Consider the following 261-nt stretch of genomic DNA (forward strand, 5'->3'; position numbering starts at 1 on the left):
ATGCGGCCGACATGCCACATCTGGACGACGATCCTGCCGCCGGCTGCGTGGACGGCGTCGGTCACCCGCTTCCAGCCGTCGAGCGCTTCCTTGCTGTAAAGGCCAGGCACGTCGGCGTAACCCTGGCCCTGATGGGTGATCGCGGTCGCTTCGGTGATGATCAGACCCGCGGTGGCGCGCTGGCGGTAATATTCGACATTGAGGTCATTGGGGCAGATGCAGCAGCTGATCGAAACCTTCCCGCTGTTCTCCCAGGTCGGG

1 pseudogene is annotated in these 261 nt (G+C 64.0%); it reads right to left on the bottom strand.

Features of this window, described 5'->3' with window-relative positions:
- Nucleotides 1–261: pseudogene (locus EOD29_RS32750) on the bottom strand (hypothetical protein); the annotation flags it as partial.

The organism is Mesorhizobium sp. M1A.T.Ca.IN.004.03.1.1, from assembly GCF_003997555.1.
GTDB lineage: Bacteria > Pseudomonadota > Alphaproteobacteria > Rhizobiales > Rhizobiaceae > Mesorhizobium.